The organism is Arthrobacter sp. IK3, assembly GCF_051337705.1.
Taxonomy (GTDB): domain Bacteria; phylum Actinomycetota; class Actinomycetes; order Actinomycetales; family Micrococcaceae; genus Arthrobacter_B; species Arthrobacter_B koreensis.
The window spans coordinates 67,714-82,715 of record NZ_JBPPSW010000008.1; the positions used below are offsets into that span (position 1 = coordinate 67,714).

Sequence of the window (15,002 nt, forward strand, 5' to 3'; positions counted from 1 at the left end):
GGGCAACCCCGTGCTCAAGCGCCAGTACAAACGAATCAAGGAGACAACGTGTCAGTGCCGGAACAGTTCACCCTCATCGTCGACGGCGAAGAGACCACGGTGGATACTGGCACCACCGGTGCTCAGCTCTTTTTTGAGCGACGCGAAGTCGTGGTCATGCGTGTCGACGGAGTCCTGAGGGACCTCGACACCCCGCTGGCTCCGGGCCAGAGCATCGAAGCCGTAACCATCGATTCGGAAGACGGCCTCAACGTCCTGCGCCACTCCACCGCCCACGTCATGGCCCAGGCCGTGCAGCAGCTGCGCCCCGACGCCAAGCTGGGCATCGGCCCGTACATCAAGGACGGCTTCTACTTCGACTTCGATGTTGCCGAGCCCTTCACGCCGGAAGACCTGAAGACCCTCGAGAAGATGATGCAGAAGATCGTCAACTCGAACCAGAAGTTTGTGCGCCGGGTGGTCACCGAGGAAGAAGCCCGCGAAGCGATGGCCAACGAGCCGTACAAGCTCGAACTGCTCGGGAAGAAGGACGGCGCCGAGGAAGCCGGCGAAGGCGCGAACATTGAGGTCGGCGCCGGGGAAATCACCATTTACGACAACGTTGACCGCAAGTCCGGGGACACCGTCTGGTGCGACCTGTGCCGCGGCCCGCACCTGCCCAACACCAAGCTGATCTCCAACGCCTTCGCGCTCACCCGCTCCGCCGCTGCCTACTGGCTGGGCAACCAGGCCAACCAGCAGCTGCAGCGCATCTACGGCACGGCCTGGCCCACCAAGGATGACCTGAAGGCCTACCAGGAACGCCTGGCCGAGGCCGAGCGCCGCGACCACCGCAAGCTCGGCACCGAACTGGACCTGTTTTCCTTCCCGGACGAGCTCGGTTCCGGCCTGCCGGTGTTCCACCCCAAGGGCGGCATCATCCGCAAGGCCATGGAGGACTACTCCCGCCAGCGCCACACCGAGGCAGGCTACGAGTTCGTCTACACCCCGCACATCACCAAGGGCCACCTGTACGAGGTTTCCGGCCACCTGGACTGGTACCGCGACGGCATGTTCCCTCCCATGCACGTTGACGAGGTCACCGACCCGGAAACCGGCGAGGTCACCAAGCCCGGCCAGGACTACTACCTGAAGCCGATGAACTGCCCCATGCACAACCTGGTCTTCCGCTCCCGCGGACGCTCCTACCGGGAACTGCCGCTGCGGCTCTTCGAATTCGGTTCGGTGTACCGCTACGAGAAGTCCGGCGTCATCCACGGACTGACTCGCGTGCGCGGCATGACCCAGGACGACGCCCACATCTACTGCACCCGCGAGCAGATGAAGGACGAGCTGACCAAGACCCTGAACTTCGTCCTGGACCTGCTCAAGGACTACGGGCTGGATGACTTCTACCTGGAGCTTTCCACCAAGGACCCGGAAAAGTACGTCGGTTCCGACGAGGTCTGGGAAGAAGCCACCCGCACCCTGGCCGAGGTTGCCGAGGCCTCCGGCCTGGACCTGGTGCCGGATCCCGGGGGAGCAGCCTTCTACGGTCCGAAGATCTCTGTCCAGGCCCGCGACGCCATTGGCCGCACCTGGCAGATGTCCACCATCCAGCTGGACTTCAACCTGCCGGAGCGCTTCGAACTTGAGTACCAGGCTGCCGACGGAACCCGCCAGCGCCCGGTCATGATCCACCGTGCGCTGTTCGGTTCAGTGGAACGCTTCATGGCAGTGCTGACCGAGCACTACGCCGGCGCCTTCCCGGCCTGGCTCGCTCCGGTCCAGGTAGTGGGTATTCCCGTCGCCGAGGCATTCAACGACTACATGTACGACGTCGTGGACAAGCTCAAGGCAGCGGGCATCCGCGCCGAAGTCGACGCCGGAACGGACCGCTTCCCGAAGAAGATCCGCACCGCTTCGAAGGAGAAGGTTCCCTTCGTCCTGATCGCCGGCGGTGAGGACGCCGAAGCCGGCGCAGTCTCCTTCCGCTTCCGCGACGGCAGCCAGGACAACGGCGTGCCGGTGGAGGAAGCCGTGAAGCGGATCGTCGAAGCGGTAAGGAACCGGGACAAGTAGCGGCACGGGGGAGTCCAGATGGAAAGCCAGGAACAGTATCCGCACGACGGCGATGTGACGGATAACTTCGAACTCGCCGGAGTGCCGGACGCCTTCCAGCGCCTCTGGACTCCCCACCGGCTCGCCTACATCAAGGGCGGGCAGGACCAGGTTTCTTCCGAGGACAACTGCCCGTTCTGCACCGCGCCCTCCCACACGGATGAGGAAGCGCTGATTGTCCACCGCGGGCGGCACGCCTTCGTGATCCTGAACCTGTTCCCGTACAACGCCGGCCACCTGCTGGTGTGCCCTTACCGGCACGTACCGGACTACACCGACGTCGACGCCGAGGAGACGGCGGAAATCGCCGCCCTGACCCAGACCGCCATGCGCGTGCTCCGGAAAGTTTCAGCGCCGGCCGGTTTCAATCTGGGAATGAACCAGGGGGCCGCAGGCGGCGCCGGCATCGCCGCGCACCTGCACCAGCACATTGTTCCGCGCTGGAGCGGCGACGGGAACTTCCTGCCGATCATTGCCCATACCAAGGCCATCACGCAGACCCTGGGCGAAGTTCGGCAGATGGTTGCCGATGCCTGGCCTGCCGCTGCTGGCGAAACTTCTTCCGGCGGCCCGTCCGCTGCCGCCGGAAACGACGAGGCCTAGAACGTGCTGAACAAATATGCCCGCGGTTTCTTTACCGCACTGTTTACCCCCCTTGCGTCCTGGCTGATCCGGCACCGGGTCTCACCGGACGCCGTCACCGTTGTGGGAACCCTCGGCGTCATGGTCGGCGGACTCGTGTTCTATCCGCTGGGCCAGCTTTTCTGGGGCACGATGTTCATCGTCCTCTTTGTGTTCTCCGACGTCATTGACGGGATCATGGCCCGCCAGCAGGAGCGCAAAGGCAAGTGGGGTGCCTTCCTGGACTCCACGCTGGACCGGTTTGCCGACGGCGCACTCTTCGCCGGCGTCAGCATCTGGTTCTTCACCGGGGGAGACAACGACGCGATAGGCGTTGCGGCGGTCATCTGCCTGGTCCTGGGCATGCTGGTCTCCTACATCCGGGCCAAGGCCGAGTCGCTTGGCTTCGACGCCAACGTGGGGCTGGCCGAACGGGCCGAGCGCCTGGTCTTCCTGCTCACTGCCACCGGCCTGGTGGGACTCGGGGTACCGGACGTGGTGCTGCTGGTTGTCCTGGCGGCACTGTCCCTGGCCAGCTGCGTCACCATCGCCCAGCGGATGGGCACGGTGCGGCGCCAGTCCGCCGCCGCCGTCGCCAGCGGAGACCGCGACCGTGACGTGGACCAGGACATGGGTAAAGATACGTAGCGAAGGCCCCTGAAAGCGGTACGCGGGCTTATTATTGGCTTTCCGGCCGTACTACCAGAGAGCTTGTCATGCCTACAGAAACACCGTCCCAGCCATCCGCGTCAACCGGCGGCAGCCGCGTCAAGCGCGGCATGGCTGAGATGCTCAAGGGCGGCGTCATCATGGACGTCGTCACTGCCGAACAGGCCCGGATTGCCGAAGACGCCGGCGCCGTTGCCGTAATGGCCCTGGAACGGGTTCCGGCAGACATCCGCGCGCAGGGCGGTGTCTCCCGGATGAGTGATCCGGACATGATCGACAGCATCATCGACGCCGTCTCCATTCCGGTCATGGCCAAGGCACGCATTGGGCACTTCGTCGAAGCGCAGGTGCTGCAGTCCCTCGGCGTCGACTACATCGACGAGTCCGAGGTACTGACCCCCGCGGACTACGCCAACCACATCGACAAGTGGAAGTTCACCGTTCCCTTCGTCTGCGGTGCCACGAACCTGGGCGAAGCGCTCCGCCGGATCAACGAGGGTGCAGCCATGATCCGCTCCAAGGGCGAGGCCGGAACCGGCGACGTCTCCAACGCCACCATGCACATGCGCCAGATCCGCACCGAGATTGCCCGGCTGTCCTCGCTTCCCGAGGATGAGCTCTACGTCGCCGCAAAGGAACTGCAGGCACCGTACGAACTGGTCAAGGAAGTCGCCTCCGCAGGCAAGCTCCCGGTGGTCCTGTTCACCGCCGGCGGCATTGCCACCCCGGCCGACGCAGCCATGATGATGCAGCTCGGTGCCGACGGCGTGTTTGTTGGCTCCGGCATCTTCAAGTCCGGCAACCCTGCCCAGCGTGCAGCCGCGATCGTCAAGGCCACTACCTTCCACGACGATCCGGATGAGATCGCCAAGGCGTCCCGCGGCCTGGGCGAAGCGATGGTCGGTATCAACGTGGACGAGATTCCGCAGCCGCACCGCCTCGCCGAGCGCGGCTGGTAAGCACGGCAAGAAAAGACAGCGCACCGGCACCGGGTACTCCCGGTGCCGGTGCGCTTTTTGCTTTCCTAGCCGAGTGCCATGGAGTAGGTGCGCCCGCGGCCCACCAGGGAGAATCCCCGGGCCGAGCAGAGGTCCTGGCCCGCGGCCGTGGCGTTCACCACCAGGTGTTCGGCACCGGCAGACTCCGCTGCGGCTGCTGCGGCACTTAGCAGCGCGGTACCGAAACCCCGCCGTCGGCTGGACGCGCCGACGGCCAGGGAGAAGATCCCCGCGGTCTTGGACAGGCCCGCGACGCCGGTGGGATAGAAGGCGTAGGCCCGCCCGGTCATGCGGGCCGAATCCCGGGCCGCAATGTGCCAGGCCTGCCGGGGCTGCGAGTTCCCCACCCGCAGTTCCTCGGCGTCGGCCCCGGAGACTTCCCGCGGCTGGTGTTCCACCGCGGCGCCTTCCGCGGACCAGGCCTGCGGAGCGCGCACCGGTGCGGTCATCCAGCAGGTCTGCGGTCCACGCCGGAAACCGAACGTCTCCAGCGGCGCGCTGTCCACTGAACCGCCCAGCCAGGCAGTAACCGAGGACGCTCCCAGCCGGGAACCCTCCGCCAGCCCGGGCCGGATCCCCGACGGCGATATCTCTTCCGGGAACATCAGCATCAGCTGGCGGCGTGCCGGAAGCCAAACCCACCGGGACTCATGCGTGCCAAAGGAACGGCCGCCGGTCGCTGACGCGAGGGCGGAGAACCAGGTGTGCTGCAGGCGCTGGCAGGAGGCAATGGTGGGCATGGTTTTCAGGACAGGCCCCGGCGTTCCAGCAGGGGAGCGAGGAGCGCGTCCCGGCCGCGCAGGTCGCGGAAGGACTGCAGCGGATCCCGGGAGAAGCCCTTCGACAGCAGCTTGCTCCGGAACGCATCACCATTGGCACGGGTCAGCCCGCCGTTCTCGGTAAACCACTGAACCGTGTCGGCGTCGAGCACTTCACTCCAGATGTAGGAGTAGTACCCGGCCGAGTAGCCTCCCGGGAAGATGTGCTTGAAGTAGCCGGTGCGGTACCGCGGCGGAACCAGCGCCGGATCGATCCCTGCCTGCACGAGCGCCTTGTGCTCGAAGGCCTCCGGATCGGGTACCGGCTCCTGTCCCGGCGAAAGTACATGCCAGGCCCAGTCCAGCAGCGTAGCTCCAAGGTACTCTGCGGTCCGGAAACCCTCGCCCCACAGGGAGGCAGCCCGGATCTTTTCCAACAGGCCCGAGGGAAGCGGCTCCCCGGTCTGGTAGTGCCGTGCGAAATTGGCGGCAACCTCATCATTGAGCATCCACATCTCGTTCACCTGGGACGGGTACTCCACGAAGTCACGGGGAACAGCCGTTCCGGCAAACCGCGGGTACCCGACGTTGGAGAACAAGCCGTGCAGTGCGTGGCCAAACTCGTGGAAGGCGGTTACTACCTCGTCGAAGGTCAGGAGTGCGGCTTCGCCCGCTGCGGGCTTGGAGATGTTCAGGTTGTTAACCACCACCGGCTGGTGGCCCAGCAGCCGTGACTGGGAGACGAGTTCGTTCATCCAGGCACCGCCGCTCTTCGTGTCCCTGGTGAAGTAGTCACCCAGGAACAGTCCCAGCCCCGTTCCGTCTTCATTATGGACTTCCCAGACCCGGACGTCCGGATGGTAGCCGGTGAGATCCGGACGCTCCGTGAAGGTGATGCCGTAGAGCCGGTTGGCGGCGAAGAACACCCCGTCGTGAAGGACCCGCTCAAGTTCGAACCAGGGACGCAGGGCCTCAAGGTCCACGGCGTACTCCTCGCGCCGGACCTGCTCCGAGTAGTACGCCCAGTCCCACGGCTGGAAGTCCTCGATCCCGTCACGGGCGGCAGCGGCACGCAGCTTGTCGGCTTCGGCCCCGGCGTTGCGGACCGCCGGCGGGACCAGCTGGGAGAGCATGTCTTCCACTGCTGCCGTGGTGGGCGCGGTCTGGTCCTCCACGGCATAGGCGGCGTGGCTTTCGTGTCCCAGCAGCGCGGCCCGCTCAGCACGCAGCGCGGCGATTTCGGCTGCAATCTCCAGGGTTGAGTTGGCGTTGCCGCGGAATCCCCGGTGAACGGAGGCTTCGAAGAGCCGCCTCCGGACGTCCCGGTTCTTCAGCTTCGCCAAGGCCGGCTGAGGCGTCGGCAGAACAAGAGTGAGCAGGTACTTTCCCGTGGCACGTGCGGCCTCCGCAGCTGCGGCGGCAGCCGCGACGTCGTCGGGTGAGAGTCCGTCAAGGTCCGCCGCGTCGTCCAGCACCAGGGCCGAATCGTTCGTGTCCGCGAGCAGCCGCTGGGAGTAGGTGGTGCCCAGTTCGGAGAGGCGGGTGTTCAGTTCCCGCATCCGTGCCTTGCCGGCGTCGTCGAGTGCTGCGCCGGCGCGAATGAACAGGCGGCGGTACTCCGCAAGCAGGCGGGCAGACTCTTCATCCAGGCCGTCAGCCGGCACGGCGTTCACCCGCTCGAACAGTGCCGAATCCTGGTAGATGGTGCCCTGGTGCGCCGAGAGCAGGGGACTGACCTGCTGCTCCAGCGACTGGACCTCGTCCGTTGCATGGGACATCACCGCGTTGGAGAACACGGAAACCGCCCGAGCCAGCGTCTGGCCGGAGCGCTCCAGCGCCGCGATCGTATTGTCGAATCCTGCCGGTTCCGGATTGGAGGTGATGGCACGGATCTCCTCCTGATGTTCCTCCATCCCGGAGGTGAAAGCCGGCAGTAGATCGGCGGTGGTGATGGCCGTGAAATCGGGGAGGCCGTACGGCAGGGTGCTTGGTGAAAGTAGGGCGTTGCTCATGGAAACAAACACTTTCACAGCGGGGCCTGCGCAACCAGCCGACGGGCCGCGTATGCTCATCCTCGACCGCATTGGGCCGTGCCGGGACTGAGGACAACACATTCGGGGGAAGAATGAACGAAGACCGCCCACCGGCTTCCCGGACAGGGAAGCTGCTGGCTGTGCTGCTACTGGCATCGGCGCTGGGGCTTGGCTCCTGCACCGCTGCGCAGGAGCCGGACCCGGCCCCTGCAGAGCCGTCGTCGTCCTCTCCGTCCGCGGATCCATCCCCCGAGCCCTCGGCGACGCCGGGCGCCGGACCGGAATGCCCCGGGCTCCGCTGCACCTCGGTGATGCTGGCGGGGGACCTGCTGGTCCATCCCCAGCTTTGGGACCAGGCCCGCCTGGATGCCGGCACCACCGGGAAGCAGCCGCTGGACTTCGAACCGCTGCTGGAGGGCATGCGTCCCTACATCTCGGGAGCGGACCTTGCCGTCTGCCACATGGAAACTCCAGTCGCAGAGGCGGACGGACCGTACGCCGGCTACCCGATGTTCAATGTGCCGCCGCAGATCCTCACCGCTGCCGCCGCCGTCGGCTACCAGGCCTGCACCACGGCCAGCAACCACACCGTCGACGCCGGCACCGAAGGCCTGAACCGCACCCTCGGTGTGCTGGATTCACTGGGCCTGGAGCATACCGGCTCCTATGCGACCGAGGCCGACTCCGAAATCCCGATGATTCTGGATACTTCAGGGGCGCGGATCAGCGTCATCGAAGCGACCTACGGCCTGAACGGGCTCGAGGCGGAGCACCCGTGGCAGGTGGACATGCTCGACGCCGAAGACATGATTGCCCGGGCGCAGGCGGCCCGGGAACAGGGCGCAGACATTGTGCTCGGCGCAGTCCATGCCGGTGACGAATACGCCTCCATGCCCAACGCGCAGCAGATCGAAACCGCCCATGCCCTGGCGGACAGTGGCCAGTTCGACCTGATCTACGGACACCACACGCACTCCGTGCTGCCGATCGAGAACTACAACGGCACCTGGATCGTCTACGGTCTCGGCAACGCGGTCACCGAGCTTTCGCCCTGGTACGCGGTCAACAATGAGGGCCTGATTGTGCGGGCACAGTTTGCCCAGGAGAACGACGGCGCCGACTGGCGGGTCAATGACCTCGCCTGGGCGCCGTCGGTCATTGTGCGTGATCCGTACCGGTGGTGCTCGGTAGCCGCGGACCTGCCGCAGGGGCCGTGCGCGTCGGAGGCACAGCAGGCCGAAGTGCGGCAGCGGACGGTCTCCGTGGTGGAGTCAATGGGGGCCGGGCAGGACGGGGCGCACGAGTGGCTGGTGTCCGAGGATGTTTCTGCGCGTTGAGGCCTGGGCGTTTGGCGTCCGGCCGGCGTGCCGGCCTGCGTCCGCCGGGCGTGCCGGCGTCCGTCCGCCGGGCGCCGGAACGGCGGGCGGACCGGAACTCCGTCCGCCGGGCGCGCCGGAACGGCGGCAACGAAACTCCTTCGCTCGCAGGGCTCGCTGCGGAGTATTAAAGCCGCCTAACCCGGCCCGCCCGTTGGGAGCGCAGCGTTCGCCTTCTCGACACACGGTTATCGTCTGGTCTCCGAGGGCGGGACGTGCCGGTTGACCCGGTGCTGAATCGTCGGGGCGCGACCCATCGTTGCTGTTAGCCTCGGCTGGTGAGAATGACGTTACGGCCGTGGCTGCCGGATGATGCTGCCTCCCTGTTGGCTGCTGTTCAGGCAACCCCTGATCTTGATACCCAGATGGACCGCCTTGCCGTGGATGATCTGGACGCTGCAGAGGCTTATATTCGATCCGACCTGCGGTTCCACCCGGATGACGGCATGTGCAGCTTCGCCGTGGAGGTCGACGGACGGGCCGTGGGGAATATTGGGCTCGGCCACATAGATCACCGGCACCGCACTGGCTGGCTGTCCTACTGGATCAGCCGCGACAGCCGAGGACTTGGACTCGCCGGAAGGGCAGCGGCGGGCGTGGCAGACTGGGCGCTCCACGATCTCAACCTTTTCCGCATCGAACTGGGGCACAGGGTGAACAATCCGGCCTCCTGTGCCGTGGCACAACGTGCAGGTTTCCTGCCGGAGGGGATTGAGCGTTCAAAGCTGGAGTACGGCGGCGTGCGTTTCGATGTGGAAACGCATGCGCGGCTCGCGACTGATCCTGCTGCGGCTCTGGATCTTCCGACCCTCAAACTGTAGAACTTCCTGCATCGGAGGTGCCGTCCGGTGTCCCTGGCCACAGGAAGGAATTCGTCATGGCAAAGGTTCTGATTCATGCGACGGTGACGCTGGACGGGTACATGGCAGACCCGGAGGGCGGCGTCGACTGGATGTTCGACGTCGATGCGACGGAGGAAGACACGGCGCTGGTGAACCGGGTTGTCGGTGAGATCGGCGCCGTCGTTGGTGGTGCCAACCGTGCGCGGACAATCGAGGACGGGGAGGAGCCATACGGCGGCCTGCCGGGGGTGCCCGTTTACCTGATGACGCATACCGCGGCGGAGCCCGTGGTGAAGGACGGGGTCACCTACACCTTCGTCGTGGATGACATCGGTAGTGCCCTGGAAATAGCCAAGGTTGACGCAGGGGAGAAAACCGTGAGCCTGCTCGGCGGGAGGATCTCACGGCAGTGCCTGCAGCTTGGCGCTGTGGATGAGATCCAGCTGCACGTGGTGCCGATCCTGCTTGGAGCCGGGATTTCCCTCTTCGGAGGGCTGGGCCAACGGGTGAACCTGGAACTGATTGAGGAGGCCGCGTTCGGGGACGGAGTGCACCTGCGGTACCGGGTGCTTCGGTAGTTTTGGCTCTGTGCCGGCATGTCCGTCCGGCACGCCTGGTTGCCCCGTTCGCTCGCCCGTCCTGTCCGTGTGCCCACCCGACCTGTCCGCTCGTCTCCACCCGTTCGCCCGTCTGTCCGCCCGCCGGGCGGGCCGGAACGGCGGCAACGAAACTCCTTCGCTCGCAGGGCTCGCTTTGGAGTATTAAAGCCGCCTAACCCGGCCCGTCCGGCGAACCCACCGCGTCACCCTGCCTTTGGAGTGCGCGGATCCTACGGAGAGTGACAGGTGTGGCGGGTGGGTTCACACCGGCCACTGGGGTAACGGCGGGTGGGAAACCCGGAAGGCGGCGCCTGCAGGAAAGGGGGCTGACTCCGGGGTTCCCAGGGCTCGTTGCGGATGGTGCCTGGTGGGGTCACGTCTGGCGCAGGGGTAACGGTGGCTGGGAAACGCCGCGGCGAAGGTCTGTGGCGCTTGCGGCGGCTGCGAAACCCGGTCGCGCAGGTTGAGATCGGTTGAGGCAGTTCCCAGGGCTCGTGATGGGTGGGGCGGATGGGGTCACACCGGTCGCTCGGGGTAACGGTGGCTGGGAAACCCGGAAGGCGGCGCCTGCGGGGGAGGGGGCTGACTCCGGGGTTCCCAGGGCTCGTTGCGGATGGTGGCTGGTGGGGTCACATCTGGCGCAGGGGTAACGGCGGCTGGGAAACCCGGACGCCCGAGGCACACAGGTCCGGACGCTGAGGCACACAGGTCCGGACAGCAGGGGCGCGCGGCGGTTGGGGCCGCCAGGTCCCGGCCGCGGCTAAGCGGACACCGCCACCGGAAAACCCGCGGGGAACTACCGGGGACGGTTGGCAGCGTGGGAACGGGCGAGCTCGGAGAGGCGGGCAAGCTCGGCGAGGTCCGCGTCGGACGCGGGAGCCGGGTTGAAGGAACCATAGCGGCGGGTCACAGCCTTCTCGATCAGGAAGTCTGCGATCGCCGGGTTCTTGGGTAGAAGCGAACCGTGCAGGTAGCTGGCCACCACGTTCTGATACCGGGCGCCCTCGGTGTCGTCCTTGGAGTTGTTGCCCTCGCCCTTGCGGACCAGCGCCAGAGGCTTCGCATCCGGCCCCAGGAAGGTCTGGCCGCTGTGGTTCTCGTAGCCGTGGATCTCGCCGAACTCTTCACTGACTGAGAGCACATTGCCGATCAGCCGGTCCGGTCCGCCGTGGGTTTCAATGTCCAGGACCCCGATGCCGGGGATGAGGACGCCGTCGTGCGTTTTGAAGAACCGGCCAAAGAGCTGGTAGAGCCCGCAGATGACCAGCATAGGCAGGCCGTCGTCGGCCATGGCGCGCAGCGAAGGCGCCAGGGCCTGCAGGTCCTGCTGGATCACCACCTGGCCGCTGTCCTGCCCGCCGCCACCCACAATCAGGTCCGCGTCGGAAGGGAACTCGTCGCCCGGGTTGTACTCGGTGACTACCGGGTTGTACCCCTGCCACTTCAGGCGCTGCTTGAGCACCAGGACGTTGCCCCAGTCGCCGTAGATGTTCATGTCCCGGGGGTACAGCTGGACGATGTGGATGTCCCGGCTCATGAGACCACCTCAACCTTCGTGATCTTGGAGAGTTCGCGCCGCACGGCAAGCATGGCGGTGTACGTGCAGAATATGCGCTTCGGCTGTGTACCGGAACCGGCAATGAACTTGGCCAGCGCATCGGGGATGTCCGGAAGAACGTCGCCCACCGGAACGTCGTCGTACTTCAGGCGCAGGGCCATGTCATAGGCGCGCACCCCGGTGACCATGTCTACGCCGTCAGAGAGCGTTTCGAAGTCCACATCCCAGAGCCAGGACATGTCCCGGCCGTCTGCGTAGTTGTCATTGATGGCGATCATGGTTGCGTAACCGTGTGCCGCGAAGGACTTCAGGCCCAGCCGGAACCCTGAGGGGTTTTTCACCAGCACCAGTTCCAGCGGTGCGCCGTTCACGGTCAGGGACTCACCGCGGCCGAAGGCCGGTTCAACGTTGGACAGCGACTCGAACAGCGCCGTCCGGTTTGCCTTGGCGCCCAGGATCTGCCGGGCAAACGTCAGTGCCGCGGCCGCGTTGAAGATGTTGTAGACGCCGCGGAGCTTCAACCCCGTGGTGGCAGGAGTGCCGTCAACCAGGAAGTCAGCCTCGGTTTCGGCAACCCGGGTGAGCACGACGTCGGCCGGCTGGGCAGCTGCGATCGCTTCGGAGCGGGAGCCGCGCATCTCGTCATCGTTCGGGAAAGTGCTGCGCAGCGAGGCATCCAGGCCAAAGTAGGCGACCTTCGGGCCGGACAGGGAATCGGCGATGGAGGCTACCCGCGGATCCTCGCGGTTCAGCACCACGGTTTCCGTAGTGGCCTTAGCGATCTGTTCCAGCAGCCGGGTGGTCTTGTCGATCTCGCCGAAGCGGTCCAGCTGGTCCCGCAGGACGTTGAGCAGCAGGGCATAACGCGGCTGGATGAGCTTCACGAAGTGAACGGCATGGGCTTCGTCCAGCTCCAGGACGGCAATGTCCGCGTCCAGGCGCCCGCGCAGGTCCACTTCGCCAAGCAGTGCCGCGGCCACGCCGCGGGTGAAGTTGCTGCCGGTCCGGTTGGTGAAGACCTTCAGGCCCTGGCCTTCCAGCAGCTCCACGACCATCTTGGTGGTGGTGGTTTTGCCGTTGGTACCGGAAACGACGGCGACGCCGAGGGGCAGGGTGGAGAGCGTCCGCCGGATGAAATCCGGATCGATTTTCTCCACTACGAGGCCGGGAAGTGCGGACCCTCCGCCGCGCAGCCGCGAGGCGCCGCGGACCAGTTTGCCGACCAGAATGGAGAAAGAACTCATGGATACCGAATATATCCCACCGTCACGAACCGGGCCGGGACGCCGCGGGCAACCTAGAATGATCCAATGACTGAAATCACGTCGCAGGACGCTGCGTCACCGCTGGTGGGAGTGCTGGCGCTCCAGGGCGGAGTCCGTGAACACGTACACGCCCTCGAAGCGGCAGGGGCGCGCACAACGCTGGTCCGCCGCGCAGCAGAGCTCGACGCCTTGGACGGGTTGGTGCTTCCCGGCGGGGAATCCACCACCATTGACAAGCTGATGCGCCTCTACGGCATCGCCGAACCGCTCCGCGCAAAGATTGCGGAAGGATTTCCCGTCTATGGCTCCTGCGCAGGCATGATCCTGCTCGCCGAGCGCATCACCGACCCGGCGCTGGACGCGGCCGGAGAACCCCAGCAGACCCTCGGCGGGCTGGACATAGTGGTGCGCCGCAACGCATTCGGCCGGCAGCGTGAGTCCTTCGAAACCAGCCTCGCGTTTACCGGCCTGCAGTCCCTGCCCAGCCAGGACCCCGCGGCTCACACCGAAAACGTGCACGCCGTCTTTATCCGGGCGCCCTGGGTGGAGAAGGTAGGCTCCTCCGTGCAGGTTCTTGCACAGGTCCCGGCCGGAGACGCCGCAGCGGGCGCTGAAAGTGGTGCAGCTGATTCAGTCGCTAGAATTGTTGCAGTGCGTTCGGGAAAACTGCTGGCCACCTCGTTCCATCCGGAAGTAACGGGGGAGCGCCGTATCCACGAACTATTTATCCAGATGATCAGAGGAGACGCGTAAAGCATGTCGGGCCACTCGAAATGGGCAACCACCAAGCACAAGAAGGCCGCAATTGATGCCAAGCGTGCAAAGTCCTTTGCCAAGCTGATCAAGAACATCGAAGTTGCGGCGCGTGCCGGCGGCGCGGACATGGCCGGCAACCCCGGCCTTGAACTCGCCGTGCAGAAGGCCAAGAAGACCTCTGTTCCCAACGACAACATCGACCGCGCCATCAAGCGCGGCGCCGGCCTGACCGGTGAAGTCGTCGACTACACGGAAATCATGTACGAAGCCCGCGGTCCCCAGGGATCCGCCGTGCTGATCGAGTGCCTCACGGACAACAAGAACCGCGCGGCCTCCGAAGTCCGCCTGGCTATTACCCGCAACGGCGGCTCGGTGGCGGATCCCGGCTCGGTTTCCTACATGTTCAACCGCAAGGGCGTTATCTCCCTGCCCAAGAAGGACCTCACCGAGGATGACCTGCTGATGGCAGTGCTCGACGCCGGTGCTGACGAAGTCAAGGAATCCGGCGACAACTTCGAGATCCACTGCGACCCCACGGACCTGCGTGCCGTAGTGGCAGCCCTCGAGGAAGCCGGCATCGAATACGAGACCGACGAAGTCGAGTTCGTTTCCTCCATGCTGGTGGACCTGGAAGCAGACGCCGCCCGGAAGTTCATGAAGCTCGTCGACGCGCTGGAGGAACTGGACGACGTCCAGAACGTGTACTCCAACGCCGACATCTCCGCGGACGTTTTCGCGCAGCTCGAAGAAGACTGAGCACCGCGTGCCTCTCCGGGTCCTGGGGGTTGACCCGGGACTGACCCGCTGTGGACTGGGCGTAGTCGACGTCGAGGGCAACCGCCGCGCCACCATGGTGGCCGTGGGGGTAGCCGGCACGGAAGCCGGCACTGCCCTCGACGCCCGGCTGCTGGCCATTTCGGAGGCGATTGAGCTCTGGCTCGATACGCACACACCGGATGTCCTGGCCGTTGAGCGGGTCTTCAGCCAGCTCAATGTCAGCACCGTGATGGGCACCGCGCAGGCGTCCGGCGTCGTTATTGCTGCCGCCGCGCGCCGCGGGATTCCGGTAGCCCTGCACACCCCCACCGAGGTCAAGGCCGCGGTAACCGGTTCGGGGTCGGCGAACAAGGAGGCAGTGGGCAGGATGGTCACCAAGATCCTGCGGCTCACCGAAATGCCGCGGCCGGCCGACGCCGCCGATGCCCTTGCGCTGGCCATCGCCCACGCCTGGCGTCGCGGTGCCATGGGGCCGGGGCAGGCAGCTACCCAGGGATCGGCGGCAGCGGGCGGGGGACTGGCCGCCACCGGCCTCACCCCGGCGCAGCGGCTGTGGGCGGAAGCTGAAGCCAAAGCGAGACGCGCGCACCGCTAAAGTTCCGGCAAACCCGGGCCGGGACAGTAGGCTGTTCGTAGATATGTTCTATTTC

The 15,002-nt window shown here is 65.8% G+C and carries 14 protein-coding genes; 10 read left to right on the forward strand and 4 right to left on the reverse strand.

Annotation, left to right across the window (positions count from 1 at the left end; all coding sequences use genetic code 11):
• Positions 1-48 precede the first annotated feature (48 nt).
• The 4 genes from thrS (at position 49) to pdxS (ending at position 4,349) form a co-directional block, all read left to right on the forward strand.
• Positions 49-2,061: a threonine--tRNA ligase gene (gene thrS / locus ACSLGO_RS11975; protein ID WP_091604392.1), complete on the forward strand. Its 2,013-nt coding sequence runs from the start codon at positions 49-51 to the stop codon at positions 2,059-2,061.
• Between the two features lie 18 nt (positions 2,062-2,079).
• Complete coding sequence (locus tag ACSLGO_RS11980; protein ID WP_091604395.1) at positions 2,080-2,703, forward strand: HIT family protein; 624 nt, start codon at positions 2,080-2,082, stop codon at positions 2,701-2,703.
• A 3-nt stretch (positions 2,704-2,706) separates the two neighbouring features.
• Positions 2,707-3,369, forward strand: coding sequence for a phosphatidylinositol phosphate synthase (gene pgsA, locus ACSLGO_RS11985; protein ID WP_386887167.1), 663 nt, complete (start codon positions 2,707-2,709; stop codon positions 3,367-3,369).
• Positions 3,370-3,437: 68 nt separating this feature from the next.
• The gene (pdxS, locus tag ACSLGO_RS11990; protein ID WP_091604401.1) at positions 3,438-4,349 is read left to right on the forward strand and encodes a pyridoxal 5'-phosphate synthase lyase subunit PdxS; all 912 of its coding nucleotides are present in this window, start codon (positions 3,438-3,440) and stop codon (positions 4,347-4,349) included.
• 65 nt (positions 4,350-4,414) lie between these two features.
• On the opposite strand, the gene ACSLGO_RS11995 is transcribed toward pdxS, so the two are convergent.
• Positions 4,415-5,128 carry a GNAT family N-acetyltransferase gene (locus tag ACSLGO_RS11995; RefSeq protein WP_091604404.1) on the reverse strand — a complete coding sequence of 238 codons (714 nt, stop codon included), beginning with the start codon at positions 5,126-5,128 and terminating at the stop codon, positions 4,415-4,417.
• A 5-nt stretch (positions 5,129-5,133) separates the two neighbouring features.
• Entirely contained in the window at positions 5,134-7,158 is a 2,025-nt protein-coding gene (locus tag ACSLGO_RS12000) for a M3 family metallopeptidase (protein WP_436401189.1), read from the reverse strand.
• A gap of 113 nt (positions 7,159-7,271) precedes the next feature.
• Between ACSLGO_RS12000 and ACSLGO_RS12005 the strand changes: the two genes are divergently transcribed.
• From ACSLGO_RS12005 to ACSLGO_RS12015, 3 genes are all read left to right on the forward strand, one after another.
• Complete coding sequence (locus ACSLGO_RS12005) at positions 7,272-8,516, forward strand: CapA family protein (protein WP_436401190.1); 1,245 nt, start codon at positions 7,272-7,274, stop codon at positions 8,514-8,516.
• A gap of 323 nt (positions 8,517-8,839) precedes the next feature.
• Positions 8,840-9,376 carry a GNAT family N-acetyltransferase gene (locus ACSLGO_RS12010; protein WP_386887620.1) on the forward strand — a complete coding sequence of 179 codons (537 nt, stop codon included), beginning with the start codon at positions 8,840-8,842 and terminating at the stop codon, positions 9,374-9,376.
• A gap of 56 nt (positions 9,377-9,432) precedes the next feature.
• On the forward strand, positions 9,433-9,975 hold the full coding sequence (locus ACSLGO_RS12015; RefSeq protein WP_436401191.1) for a dihydrofolate reductase family protein: 543 nt from the start codon (positions 9,433-9,435) through the stop codon (positions 9,973-9,975).
• Positions 9,976-10,792: 817 nt separating this feature from the next.
• Here ACSLGO_RS12015 and ACSLGO_RS12020 read toward each other — a convergent pair.
• Entirely contained in the window at positions 10,793-11,533 is a 741-nt protein-coding gene (locus ACSLGO_RS12020; RefSeq protein WP_436401192.1) for a type 1 glutamine amidotransferase, read from the reverse strand.
• Complete coding sequence (locus ACSLGO_RS12025; RefSeq protein WP_436401193.1) at positions 11,530-12,798, reverse strand: MurT ligase domain-containing protein; 1,269 nt, start codon at positions 12,796-12,798, stop codon at positions 11,530-11,532. Before ACSLGO_RS12025 ends, ACSLGO_RS12020 begins: the two co-directional genes overlap by 4 nt.
• A gap of 66 nt (positions 12,799-12,864) precedes the next feature.
• Here ACSLGO_RS12025 and pdxT point away from each other — a divergent pair, with 66 nt between their 5' ends.
• From pdxT to ruvC, 3 genes are read left to right on the forward strand one after another with little or no spacing between them, the layout of a single operon-like run.
• On the forward strand, positions 12,865-13,572 hold the full coding sequence (pdxT, locus tag ACSLGO_RS12030) for a pyridoxal 5'-phosphate synthase glutaminase subunit PdxT (RefSeq protein ID WP_436401194.1): 708 nt from the start codon (positions 12,865-12,867) through the stop codon (positions 13,570-13,572).
• A 3-nt stretch (positions 13,573-13,575) separates the two neighbouring features.
• Positions 13,576-14,331 carry a YebC/PmpR family DNA-binding transcriptional regulator gene (locus ACSLGO_RS12035; protein WP_152274562.1) on the forward strand — a complete coding sequence of 252 codons (756 nt, stop codon included), beginning with the start codon at positions 13,576-13,578 and terminating at the stop codon, positions 14,329-14,331.
• 7 nt (positions 14,332-14,338) lie between these two features.
• A complete protein-coding gene (ruvC, locus tag ACSLGO_RS12040; protein WP_433121999.1) occupies positions 14,339-14,947 on the forward strand; it encodes a crossover junction endodeoxyribonuclease RuvC in 609 nt (202 codons plus the stop codon).
• Positions 14,948-15,002: the final 55 nt, after the last annotated feature.

Excerpts from the sequence above, each read along its gene's own strand:
- ACSLGO_RS12005 (WP_436401190.1), top strand. The coding sequence starts at position 7,272 with ATGAACGAAGACCGCCCACCGGCTTCCCGGACAGGGAAGCTGCTGGCT.
- ACSLGO_RS12035 (WP_152274562.1), top strand. The coding sequence starts at position 13,576 with ATGTCGGGCCACTCGAAATGGGCAACCACCAAGCACAAGAAGGCCGCA.
- ACSLGO_RS12010 (WP_386887620.1), top strand. The coding sequence starts at position 8,840 with ATGACGTTACGGCCGTGGCTGCCGGATGATGCTGCCTCCCTGTTGGCT.
- ACSLGO_RS12000 (WP_436401189.1), bottom strand. The coding sequence starts at position 7,158 with ATGAGCAACGCCCTACTTTCACCAAGCACCCTGCCGTACGGCCTCCCC.
- pdxS (WP_091604401.1), top strand. The coding sequence starts at position 3,438 with ATGCCTACAGAAACACCGTCCCAGCCATCCGCGTCAACCGGCGGCAGC.
- ACSLGO_RS11995 (WP_091604404.1), bottom strand. The coding sequence starts at position 5,128 with ATGCCCACCATTGCCTCCTGCCAGCGCCTGCAGCACACCTGGTTCTCC.
- ACSLGO_RS12025 (WP_436401193.1), bottom strand. The coding sequence starts at position 12,798 with ATGAGTTCTTTCTCCATTCTGGTCGGCAAACTGGTCCGCGGCGCCTCG.
- ACSLGO_RS12015 (WP_436401191.1), top strand. The coding sequence starts at position 9,433 with ATGGCAAAGGTTCTGATTCATGCGACGGTGACGCTGGACGGGTACATG.
- ACSLGO_RS12020 (WP_436401192.1), bottom strand. The coding sequence starts at position 11,533 with ATGAGCCGGGACATCCACATCGTCCAGCTGTACCCCCGGGACATGAAC.
- pdxT (WP_436401194.1), top strand. The coding sequence starts at position 12,865 with ATGACTGAAATCACGTCGCAGGACGCTGCGTCACCGCTGGTGGGAGTG.
- ACSLGO_RS11980 (WP_091604395.1), top strand. The coding sequence starts at position 2,080 with ATGGAAAGCCAGGAACAGTATCCGCACGACGGCGATGTGACGGATAAC.